12 protein-coding genes are annotated in these 10,089 nt (G+C 68.6%); 10 read left to right on the forward strand and 2 right to left on the reverse strand.

Annotated features, from left to right (window positions below):
* The first annotated feature begins 52 nt into the window (after positions 1 to 52).
* The 9 genes from ACSDR0_RS35830 to ACSDR0_RS35870 all read left to right on the forward strand — a co-directional run bounded on the left by ACSDR0_RS35830 (position 53) and on the right by ACSDR0_RS35870 (position 6,770).
* Positions 53 to 781, forward strand: a complete 729-nt coding sequence (locus tag ACSDR0_RS35830) for an amino acid ABC transporter ATP-binding protein (RefSeq protein ID WP_435293379.1) — start codon at positions 53 to 55, stop codon at positions 779 to 781.
* A gap of 31 nt (positions 782 to 812) precedes the next feature.
* Complete coding sequence (locus tag ACSDR0_RS35835; RefSeq protein WP_435293380.1) at positions 813 to 1,730, forward strand: glutamate ABC transporter substrate-binding protein; 918 nt, start codon at positions 813 to 815, stop codon at positions 1,728 to 1,730.
* Positions 1,730 to 2,374, forward strand: a complete 645-nt coding sequence (locus ACSDR0_RS35840; RefSeq protein WP_435293381.1) for an amino acid ABC transporter permease — start codon at positions 1,730 to 1,732, stop codon at positions 2,372 to 2,374. Before ACSDR0_RS35835 ends, ACSDR0_RS35840 begins: the two co-directional genes overlap by 1 nt.
* Positions 2,371 to 3,198: an amino acid ABC transporter permease gene (locus ACSDR0_RS35845; RefSeq protein ID WP_435293382.1), complete on the forward strand. Its 828-nt coding sequence runs from the start codon at positions 2,371 to 2,373 to the stop codon at positions 3,196 to 3,198. Before ACSDR0_RS35840 ends, ACSDR0_RS35845 begins: the two co-directional genes overlap by 4 nt.
* Positions 3,191 to 4,141, forward strand: a complete 951-nt coding sequence (locus ACSDR0_RS35850; RefSeq protein ID WP_435293383.1) for an asparaginase — start codon at positions 3,191 to 3,193, stop codon at positions 4,139 to 4,141. The genes ACSDR0_RS35845 and ACSDR0_RS35850 overlap by 8 nt, the downstream gene beginning before the upstream one ends.
* Entirely contained in the window at positions 4,138 to 4,884 is a 747-nt protein-coding gene (locus ACSDR0_RS35855; RefSeq protein ID WP_435293384.1) for a copper homeostasis protein CutC, read from the forward strand. The genes ACSDR0_RS35850 and ACSDR0_RS35855 overlap by 4 nt, the downstream gene beginning before the upstream one ends.
* Positions 4,885 to 5,084: 200 nt before the next feature.
* A complete protein-coding gene (locus ACSDR0_RS35860; protein WP_435293391.1) occupies positions 5,085 to 5,684 on the forward strand; it encodes a sulfite oxidase-like oxidoreductase in 600 nt (199 codons plus the stop codon).
* Positions 5,654 to 6,412, forward strand: a complete 759-nt coding sequence (locus ACSDR0_RS35865; RefSeq protein WP_435293385.1) for a ferredoxin reductase — start codon at positions 5,654 to 5,656, stop codon at positions 6,410 to 6,412. Before ACSDR0_RS35860 ends, ACSDR0_RS35865 begins: the two co-directional genes overlap by 31 nt.
* 85 nt (positions 6,413 to 6,497) lie before the next feature.
* Positions 6,498 to 6,770 (forward strand): DUF6510 family protein, encoded by a 273-nt coding sequence (locus tag ACSDR0_RS35870; protein WP_435293386.1) that lies wholly within the window; start codon positions 6,498 to 6,500, stop codon positions 6,768 to 6,770.
* 93 nt (positions 6,771 to 6,863) lie between these two features.
* On the opposite strand, the gene ACSDR0_RS35875 is transcribed toward ACSDR0_RS35870, so the two are convergent.
* Positions 6,864 to 7,271 (reverse strand): aldo/keto reductase, encoded by a 408-nt coding sequence (locus ACSDR0_RS35875; protein WP_435293392.1) that lies wholly within the window; start codon positions 7,269 to 7,271, stop codon positions 6,864 to 6,866.
* A 44-nt stretch (positions 7,272 to 7,315) separates the two neighbouring features.
* Here ACSDR0_RS35875 and ACSDR0_RS35880 point away from each other — a divergent pair, with 44 nt between their 5' ends.
* On the forward strand, positions 7,316 to 8,377 hold the full coding sequence (locus tag ACSDR0_RS35880; protein ID WP_435293387.1) for a recombinase family protein: 1,062 nt from the start codon (positions 7,316 to 7,318) through the stop codon (positions 8,375 to 8,377).
* Here ACSDR0_RS35880 and ACSDR0_RS35885 read toward each other — a convergent pair.
* Positions 8,322 to 9,101, reverse strand: a complete 780-nt coding sequence (locus ACSDR0_RS35885) for an aminotransferase class IV family protein (RefSeq protein WP_435293388.1) — start codon at positions 9,099 to 9,101, stop codon at positions 8,322 to 8,324. The two genes, ACSDR0_RS35880 and ACSDR0_RS35885, sit on opposite strands and share 56 nt — an antisense overlap.
* Positions 9,102 to 10,089: the final 988 nt, after the last annotated feature.

The following is a 10,089-nucleotide window of genomic DNA, read 5'->3' on the forward strand; positions in this document are numbered from 1 at the left end:
GAGAATCATCCATTACGTTCCGCTTTATCTTCGATTTCGAAGGAAGATGGCAATGATTCAGGTCAAAGGGTTGAACAAGTGGTTCGGCGATCATCACGTACTGCGCGACATCGACCTTGAGGTGGCGCGAGGCGAGGTCGTCGTGGTGGTCGGCCCCTCAGGGTCGGGCAAATCCACGCTGTGCCGCTGCCTCAACAGGCTGGAGACGGCCGGGTCCGGAGACATCCTCGTGGACGGCGTACCCGCCCCCGTGGAGGGCCGGGAACTGGCCCGGCTCCGGGCCGACGTCGGCATGGTGTTCCAGTCGTTCAACCTGTTCCAGCACAAGACCGTGCTGGAGAACATCGTGCTCGCGCCGATGAAGGTCCGGGGCGACGGTCGCGCCGAGGCCGAGGCGTCGGCGCGAAAACTGCTGGAGCGCGTCGGCATCGCCGAGCAGGCGGAAAAGCTGCCCGCTCAGCTGTCCGGCGGGCAGCAGCAGCGGGCCGCCATCGCCCGCGCGCTGGCCATGCGGCCCAAGGTGATGCTCTTCGACGAGCCCACCTCGGCCCTCGACCCGGAAATGGTCGGCGAGGTGCTGGACGTGATGGTCCGGCTCGCCGCCGACGGGATGACCATGGTCGTCGTCACCCACGAGATGGGCTTCGCCCGCAGGGCCGCCGACCGCGTGGTCTTCATGGACGCCGGCCAGATCGTCGAGACGGGCGAGCCCGGCGCCTTCTTCAAGGCTCCCCAGACAGACAGGGCCAGGGACTTCCTGGCCAAAGTTCTCACTCACTGATCGAAGACGATCGAAAAGGATGGTGGGCCCGATGGTGTCCATGAAGCGGCTGGCCGCTGTCGCCGCTGTGTCCATGCTCGGCCTCTCGGCCTGTGCCGGTACGGATTCGGCGAGCCCGGCCGTACCGGGCGAGGCCAAGGGGAACGACCTGATCGCCTCTGCGCCGGTCGCGGCCGCCGCGGACATCCTGCCCGGCTCCACGATGGAGAAGATCAAGCAGCGCGGCGAGCTGATCGTCGGCGGGTCGCTCGACGCGCCGCTGCTGTCGCAGCAGAACCCGACGACCGGCGAGGTCGAGGGGTTCGACGCGGACATGGGCAAGGCGCTCGCGAAGTTCATCATCGGCGAGCCCAAGGTGAAGATCGTCAACTCGGCCTCGGAGACCCGCGAGGCGCTGCTCTCCAACGGCACCGTGGACGTCGTCTTCCAGACCTACACGATCACCCCGGAGCGGGCCGAGCAGGTCGCCTTCGCCGGGCCGTACTACTCCTCCGGGCTGAGCCTCGCGGTCAGGAAGGGCACCACGGGCATCACCAAGCCCGAGGACCTGAACGGCAAGACCGTCATCGCCGGAGCCAACACCCCGGCCGTCTCGGCGATCAAGAAGCTCGCCCCGCAGGCCAAGATCGTGACCTTCGGCAGCGACCCCGAGTGCATGCAGGCCCTCAAGCAGGAACGCGGCGACGCCTACGTCCAGGACGAGACGCTCCTGGTCGCCAACGCGCAGAAGGACCCCTCGGTCCAGGTCGTCGGCAGCCCGTTCACCGAGGACCCGTACGGCATCGGCCTCAAGCACGGTGACGACCAGTTCAAGAAGTTCGTCAACGACTGGCTGAAGAAGATCCAGGCCGACGGCCTCTGGCAGAAGACCTGGAAGAACTCCCTCGGCACGGTCGTGCAGGGCGAGGCTCCCACCCCGCCGCAGATCGGATCGGTGCCGGGGTCCTGATGTCCGCCCTCCTGGATCACCTGCCCGAGTTGTGGCAGGGACTGATCGTGACCCTCCAGCTGACCGCGGCGTCCTTCGCCGGCGCCGCGGTCGCGGGGCTCGTGATCACCGCCATGCGGGTCAGCCCGGTCGGTGTCCTGCGCGGGATCGGCACGGCCTACGTGGAGACCTTCCAGAACCTGCCGCTGCTGGTACTGCTGGTGCTCGCCGTCTTCGGCCTGCCCGAGATCGGTCTCAAGGCCGACCTGCTGGTGACGGCCATGATCGTCATCGCGCTCTACGAGGCCGCCTACATCGCCGAGGCACTGCGCTCCGGCGTCAACGCGGTCTCCGCCGGGCAGGGCGAGGCGGCCCGCGCGCTCGGGCTGACCTTCGGCCAGTCCCTGCGCCACGTGGTCCTGCCGCAGGCGCTGCGCACGGTGATCCAGCCGGTCGGCAACATCTTCATCGCGCTGACGATGAACACCTCGCTCGCCGCCGCGGTCGGCGTGGTCGACCTGACCGCCGCCGCCAACCGGGTGAACCTCGCTGAGGCGCAGCCCATCCCGATCTTCGTCGGTGCGGGCCTGGCCTACGCCCTGATCGCCGCCTGTGCCGGGTTCGTCACCGGGCGGCTCGAACGACGGCTGGTGGTGGTCCGGTGAGCAATCTCCTCTTCGACCAGCCGGGGCCCCGCGCCCGCCGCAGGATAAGGATCGCGACCGCGGTGGGGGCGGTCGCGGTCCTGCTCCTGCTGGCGCTGGCGGTCCGCCAGTTCGCCGCCAACGGCCAGCTCGACGCCGACCGCTGGTCGCCGTACGCGACCTGGCCGATGTGGCGCTACCTGCTGAACGGGCTGTGGGCCACCGCTCTCGCCGCCGTCGTCTCGGCCGCGCTCGCGATGGCGGCCGGGCTGGTCCTGGCCCTCGGACGGCTGTCGCGGCGCAGGTGGGTACGCGTGCCCGCCGCCACGTACGTGGAGGTCGTGCGGACCGTCCCGGCGCTGCTGCTGGTCTACGTCGTGCTGTTCGCGCTGCCCCGCTACGGGCTCGACCTGCCGCTGTTCTGGAAACTCGTGGTGCCGCTGGCGATCTCGAACGCCGCGGCGTTCGCGGAGATCTTCCGCGCCGGGATCCTTTCCGTGGAACGCGGCCAGGGCGAGGCCGGTCTCGCGGTCGGGCTCACCCAGGGCCAGACCATGCGCCTGATCGTGCTGCCGCAGGCGGCCCGGCGGGTGCTGCCCTCGATCGTCAGCCAGTCGGTCGGCCTGCTGAAGGACACCTCGCTGGGCTTCGTGGTCAGCTACGCGGAACTGCTCTACAGCGGCAAGGTCCTGGCGACCTTCAACGGCCTGCTCATCCAGACCTACATCATCGTCGCGCTGATCTACCTGGTGGTCAACGCGTCGCTGTCCAAACTCGCCCGCACCCTCGACGCCCGCAACACCTCCGGGACCCGCCGCCTCAGAAGGAGACCCGCCCGTGCCTGAACTCGTCCCGCTCGCGGAGGTGGTGCGCTCCGGATTCGTGGAGAGCGTGCACTTCGGCAGCGCCGTCGCACTGGCGCCCGACGGCACCGTGGCCGTCGCCAGGGGAGCGGTCGACGCGCCGGTGCTGCCGCGCTCCTCGGCCAAGCCGTTCCAGGCGCTGGCCTGCCTGCTGTCCGGGGCGGACCTGCGCGGTCCCGGCCTGGCGATCGCGGCGGGCAGCCACACCGGCCAGGACTTCCACGTGCGGCTGGTCGCCGACATGCTCGCCGGGGCCGGGCTCGGCTTCGAGGCCCTCGGCTGTCCCGCGGACTGGCCGGAGGACGAGGCCACCCGGCACATGCTGATCCGGGCGGGCCTGACGGCCTCGCGCGAGCGGATGAACTGCTCGGGCAAGCACGCCGCGATGCTCGCCGCGTCCGTGGCCTCCGGCTGGGAGACCGCCTCCTACCTGGACGCCGACCACCCCCTGCAGCGGCGGGTGCGCGCCGTGACCGAGGAGCTGTCGGGGGAGAAGGCGGCCCACGTCGCCGTCGACGGATGCGGCGCCCCGCTGTTCGGGCTGTCGCTGGCCGGGCTGGCACGGGCCGCGCGGGCCCTGGTCGTCGCCGAGCCCGGGACCCCGCCGCGGGCGGTCGCCGACGCGATGCGCGAGCACCCCGAGTACGTCGGCGGGACCGGGCACGTGAACACCTCGCTGATGCGGGCACTGCCGGGGGCGGTGGCCAAGGGCGGGGCCGAGGGGGTCCTCGTCGTCGCGCTCGCCACCGGGCACGCGGCGGCCGTCAAGGTCGTCGACGGGAGCCCGCGGGCCACGAGCGCGATCGCGCTGGCCACGCTCAGGGCGGCCGGCGGGGACGTCACGTCCGCGGCGGGCTTCGCGAGCGTTCCGGTGCTGGGCGGGGGCGTACCAGTCGGTGAAATCCATGCTTTGGAGGAAAAATGAGCCTTACCTATGAGATCTGCATTGACAGCACCGCGGGCGCGCTCGCGGCCGAACAGGCCGGGGCGCACCGCGTCGAGCTGTGCTCCGCACTCTTCGAGGGGGGCCTGACCCCGACCCTCGGCACCGTCGAGGCGACCCTCGCGGCGGTCTCGACGATCCGCGTCCACGTGATCATCCGCCCCCGGGGCGGCGACTTCATCTACGACGAGTACGAGGTCGCGGCCATGGAACGCGACGTGGCCACGATCAGGGACGCCGGCGCGCAGGGCGTGGTGATCGGGGTGCTGACGCCGTCGGGCGAGGTGAACGTCGAGGTGGCCAAGCGCCTCATCGGCGCGGCCGGGGGCCTCTCGGTCACCTTCCACCGGGCCTTCGACATGACCGCCGACCCGCTCGCCGCCCTGGACACCCTCGCCTCCCTGGGCGTCGACCGGGTTCTCACCTCCGGCCAGGACGTCACCGCCCTGGAGGGCGCGCCGCTGATCGCCTCCCTGGTCGAGCGGGCGGGCGACGACCTGATCGTCATGCCCGGCGGCGGCATCACGCCCCGCAACGTGCACCGCGTGGTCGAGGCGACCGGAGCCTCCGAGATCCACTTCGCCGCCCTGGTCGACGCGCCCAGCCCCGCCGTCCACCGCAACCCCCACCCCTTCATGGGCGGGGAACTGCGCCAGCCCGAGTACAGCCGCCTGATCACCTCCCCGCGCCTGGTCTCCGAGGTGATCGCCGCCTCGGGCAGCTGAACCTTCGGGAGGTGCGGCTGCCGCGTACGTGCACAGGGGCCACGTCCGCCGCGCCGAAACCTGCCCGGTGATAGGGGGATGTGCACGGGTGTGATGAGATTCAGCTGTTCTCGTTGCTCGTCCGCTCGCGATCGGTTCGAGGGACGCGCCGTGGTTGCCGTGACCCGCCGGGCAGCGGCCTGACAGTGGAGGTGGGCGTCATCGGTATCGTCTCGCCAGGGTTCTTCGGCCGCCGTCGCACCGGCGACCCGGACCTGCCGCCGGGGCAGTACCTCGTGGAGGACTTCCCCGTCCTGTCGGCAGGGCCCACCCCCCTGGTCTCCACCGACGACTGGAGCCTCGGCGTCACCACCGAGACCGGCGAGGTCGTCCGCTGGAACTGGGCCGAGCTCAACGCCCTGCCCGTGGAGCGGTTCACGGTCGACCTGCACTGCGTCACCAAGTGGTCCAAGCTCGGCACCACCTGGGAGGGCGTGTCGCTGGACACCCTCCTCGACGGCGTGGAGACGTCCGCGGAGTACGCGCTGGCGACCTCCTACGGCGGTTACACCACCAACCTCCCGCTGGAGGACCTCCTCGACGGCCGGGCCTGGATCGCCGTCCGCTACGAGGGCGAGCCCATCACCCCCGAGCACGGCGGGCCCGCCCGGCTGCTCGTGCCGCATCTCTACCTCTGGAAGAGCGCCAAGTGGGTGCGCGGCCTCCGGCTCCTCGACGAGGACCAGCCGGGCTTCTGGGAGGGCGTCGGCTACCACAACTATGGGGACCCGTGGCGCGAGCAGCGATACTGGGGCGACTGACCTGGAGGGTCGCCACGGTCACCGCCGTGCGCGACGAGACCCCCGGAGCACGCACGATCACCCTGGACGTCCCCGGCTGGCCCGGCCACCTCGCCGGCCAGCACGTCGACGTACGGCTCACCGCCCCCGACGGCTACTCCACCCAGCGCTCGTACTCCATCGCCTCGGCCGCCGACGGGGACCGCCTGGAGCTCACCGTCGAACTGCTGCCCGAGGGCGAGGTCTCCCCGTACCTCGCGCGGGTCCTCTCGCAGGGAGACCCGCTGGAGGTACGCGGCCCGATCGGCGGCTGGTTCGTCTGGCGGCCCGAGACGCCCGAGCCGGTGCAACTGGTCGCGGGCGGTTCGGGGGTCGTCCCGCTCATGGCGATGGTCCGCGCCCGCGCCTCGGCCGGGATCGGCACACCGTTCCGGCTCCTGTACTCCACGCGCGGGCCGCGGTCGGCCCTCTACCGCGCCGAGCTGGACCGCTGCAGCGCCGACGGCTCCGGCCTGGACGTCACCTACGCCTACACGCGCGAGGTGCCCGACGGCTGGGAGCGCCCGCCCGCGCGGGTCGACGGCGCCCTGCTCGCCGAGGCCGTCTGGCCCCCCGAGCGGGAACCGGCCGTCTTCGTGTGCGGGCCCACCGGCTTCGTCGAGACCGTCGCGGGCCTGCTCGTCTCCGCCGGGCACGACCCCCGTCGGATCCGCACGGAACGCTTCGGCCCCAGCGGAGGACGACCGTGAACTCCTTCCCACGGATGAATCCGGGGGATTCCTCCCCTGGCGGGCGGGGTCTCCCGCACCGCCGGTCGCACGCTGGAGGTATTCGATGAGCCAGGACCACCTCGACGGGAACACGGCGGGCGGAGCCTTGCGCGACATCTTCGCCGTCGACCTGACCGCCGCCACCGGCCAGTGCTCCGGCTGCGCGCGGACCCTCGCGCTGGCCGAGGCGCTCCTCTACACCCGTGCCCCGGGCCTGGTGGCCCGCTGTCCCGGGTGCGAGGAGGTCGTCTTCCGGCTCGTACGGGCACCGGGACGGGCGTGGCTGGACATGCGCGGCATGACCTGCGTCCAGTTCGAACTGCCCGCCGACTCCTGACGCCCGCTCCCGCCTTACCCGGCTCCGGAACCGTCAGAGTCCAGAGCCGTTGGGCTCCGGAACCGTTGAGCTCCGGAACCGTTGGCGTAGGCGTCACTGCCTGACGGGCCGGGGGCGGTACGGCTCGGCGAGGAAGGCGAGTTCCTTCTCGGTGAGGGACAGGTCCACCGCGGCGACCGCGTCGTCCACGTGCTCGTTCTTGGTCGCGCCCACGATCGGGGCCGACAGGCCGGGCTGGTGGAGCAGCCAGGACAGCGCCACCCGCGCGGGGGCGACCTCGCGCTCCCTCGCCACCTGGGCGACCCGGTCGAGGATCAGGCGGTCGTTGTCGGCGTCGTCGTAGAGGGACTCGATGCGGGCGTCGCTGCCCGCCCAGGTGGTCTTCTCGTCGGATCCGGCGCGGGCCAGCAGACCTCGGGCCAGCGGGCTCCACGGGATCAGGCCGACGCCCTGGTCGAGGCAGAGCGGGTTCATCTCCCGCTCCTCCTCGCGGTAGAGCAGGTTCTAGCTCTACGACTCATGCATGATGTGGGTCGGAGGTGCACATGAACCCGTCAGATTCCCCCGTCCCCGTCGTCTCCTACGCGCGGATCTCGGCCGACCTCAAGCGCGACGAACACGGTGTGCAGGATCAGCACAAGGTCAACCGCCAGACCGCCGCGCGCTACGGCTGGACGGTCGTTCACGAGTTCACCGACAACGACCGCTCTGCTGCCAAAGCGGACGTCGTGCGGGACGAGTTCGAGGCGATGCTACGGGTGCTGCGCGTGGGCAAGCTGCCGAACGGCACATCTGTCCAGGGGGTGGTGATCCTGGCGGCGGATCGTCTCGCCCGTCGTCCCGGTGACTATGAGCGGTTCGTGGAAGCGATCACCTTTCAGGACGGGCGGGTGTTCGCCGACGCGCGGGGTGCTCAGGATCTCTACAGCGAGGACGTGGAGAGCATGGGCCTGTTCGGCGCGGTCATCTCCAAGATGGAGGTCCGCAAGATGCAACGCCGGATGCGGCGCTCTCATCGGTCACGGGCGGAGCAAGGGGTGCCGTCCGGTGGTCCGCGTCCGTTCGGCTGGAACCCGGATCGCCGGACCCTCGACAAGAGGGAGGCTGATCTCGTCCGGCAGGCGGCCAGGGACTTCCTCGGTGGCCGTTCCCTGCACTCGATCGTGCGAGAGTGGCAGGAGGCAGGGGTCAAGACGTCACTGGGCAACGACTGGATCACGCTGTCTTTGAAGGTGATGCTGCGCAATCCGCGCATGTGCGGCCTGCGGGAACTCAACGGGGAACTCGTTCGGGATGCGGACGGCAACCCGGTCCAAGGTCAGTGGGCGACAATTCTCACCGTTGAGGAGTGGTCCGCTATCCGGGCTGTTTTCGACAGTCGCAAAGGCTATTTCATCGGTCGGGACATGAAGATCGTGAAGCCGCATCAGCCTGATTACCGGGACCACACTTACCTGCTCTCGGGAATTCTCCGATGTGGTCGCACGCGTCCGGACGGAACGCTCTGCAACACGCCGCTTCGCGTGAACCGGAAGAAGGACGCCGGGCATCCTACAGTTGTTCCGGCGGGATTTCTTCGTACTCTTTTCGGAGGGTCTCGAAAATAGGGTGGTCGTCGGTCAGCTTTATTCTGTCGATGGCGCTGATTGCCCGTACGCCTATTGTTGTGTTCGTGGCGAACGCAGCTTGCATGACGGGGACGTCACGGATATTAACCGGTGCGGTTATCGTATTATCGTGAACCTGGTTCAGTAGCCTCATCGTTACCCCTGGGAGCACTTCAGCGTTTGGCCAGATGACTCGCTCTCCGTCGAAGAACCCGATGTTCCACGTTGCTCCCTCGGACACGAAAGAAGCGTTGTCGATAAAAAGTGCGTCGTCGTATCCATGCATCTGAACTTGCCGTCGATGCCATATCGACCCTAGCAATCCAACGTGCTTCACCTCTGGTAGGTCACGCCGATAGCCGACCGTTTGTACGCGAATCGGAGAAGGGGGCAATGGCATAGCCGGTCGTGTGGTGATGAGTACGCTCGGTTCCGCCGAAGACGTGGGGTGGCCAAGCTCAAGAGCAGGATCAAAAATGGTCACTCGAACCACGAACGCCCCGCGCTCTCCCTTGACGGCATGCCGAACGAATTCGCGTACTCGATCCCTGTCCAAGCTCACGTTGAACAAGAGTTGACAGTCGTTCGCGAGACGGTCTATATGGTGGGAAAAGCCTCTTACCTGCTGATCTTGAACACGCATAGACGTGAAGTGGCCATAGTTGATGAGGGCCAGTGCTTGCAAAGCTTCCGAGGTCACTGGTGCCCCGTTGAGTTCCGCCATGTCTCGATTCTTACACCAGGGGCGATCGCGGGACAGCCGGAAGTTCAGTGTGAGTTCAGCGCTGAGGCCGTACGGGGACATGGGAAGGTCCTCGCCGTTCGGCAAGCCTGAGTAGGCGCCTAAGTAGTTGTGCTCGTTCAGTAAGGACAAGGGCACGGGGTGCAACGGTCGGTCCCGTAGATAGCGCACGACAGCCACATGGCTTGAGCGCACATTCCCGCTGGTAGAGGGAGAGATCGCGCTACGTGCGCATTTAGCGGACCCGCCGAAGTGGTCGAACACTTCGGCGGGTCCTTGACCGCACACTGGAGGTGCGATCCATGGATCACTCTAGGGGCGATCCGCCTCGCGTCACAGAAGAGCATGCCGAGAATCAGGAGAGGGCTCTTGCTGTCGTGCAGCGACTCCTACAAGAGCGGGGAGTCCGCGCCCACCGGCACAGCACGATCATCCTGGAACTGTCCGTCACCGGGAGACAGTGGCCCGACCCTCCGGTGCAATCGTCGGTGGAGCGACAACCACCCGAACTGGCAGTGATCGGTCCGCAGGGCTGGCGCGACGCCACGGTGACGGTAGGGCAGCGCTCGGGCTCTTACATGGTCAGCGTCCGTGGTGGTCCCGCTCTCCAGACGGTGAGAAGCGAGCACCCGGAGCAAGTGGTTGATCTGATTATCGCCGCCCGGTCGGATAAGCAGTCATGACCCTGGGGGAGCTGGTGAAGCTCTACGGGCGGACCTGGAAGTTCTCGGAGGCGGTGGGAGGAGGCTGGTATGCCGTACGACGTGCTGACCTCTCGTCCTACGGGCTTGAACACGGCTTGTCCAACGTGAGGTGTGGAGGCTCCTTGGCGGAACTGGCCTGCAATCTAGAAGCTGAGATGCGGCTGGAGAACCAGGCTTGGCGTCGTGTGCGAGGTTGTCCCGTAGCTCGTAGAACTTGAAGTGGCGGTCCCCGCCTCGGGGCCTACCTGGTGGTAGGTCTCGGGCAA

It is taken from the genome of Streptosporangium sp. G11 (assembly GCF_051192615.1).
Classification (GTDB): Bacteria; Actinomycetota; Actinomycetes; order Streptosporangiales; family Streptosporangiaceae; genus Streptosporangium.

Bases quoted from the DNA above. Each gene is read 5' to 3' on its own strand.
- ACSDR0_RS35830 (WP_435293379.1), top strand. From the start codon at position 53: ATGATTCAGGTCAAAGGGTTGAACAAGTGGTTCGGCGATCATCACGTA.
- ACSDR0_RS35835 (WP_435293380.1), top strand. From the start codon at position 813: ATGGTGTCCATGAAGCGGCTGGCCGCTGTCGCCGCTGTGTCCATGCTC.
- ACSDR0_RS35840 (WP_435293381.1), top strand. From the start codon at position 1,730: ATGTCCGCCCTCCTGGATCACCTGCCCGAGTTGTGGCAGGGACTGATC.
- ACSDR0_RS35855 (WP_435293384.1), top strand. From the start codon at position 4,138: ATGAGCCTTACCTATGAGATCTGCATTGACAGCACCGCGGGCGCGCTC.
- ACSDR0_RS35870 (WP_435293386.1), top strand. From the start codon at position 6,498: ATGAGCCAGGACCACCTCGACGGGAACACGGCGGGCGGAGCCTTGCGC.
- ACSDR0_RS35880 (WP_435293387.1), top strand. From the start codon at position 7,316: ATGAACCCGTCAGATTCCCCCGTCCCCGTCGTCTCCTACGCGCGGATC.
- ACSDR0_RS35885 (WP_435293388.1), bottom strand. From the start codon at position 9,101: ATGGCGGAACTCAACGGGGCACCAGTGACCTCGGAAGCTTTGCAAGCA.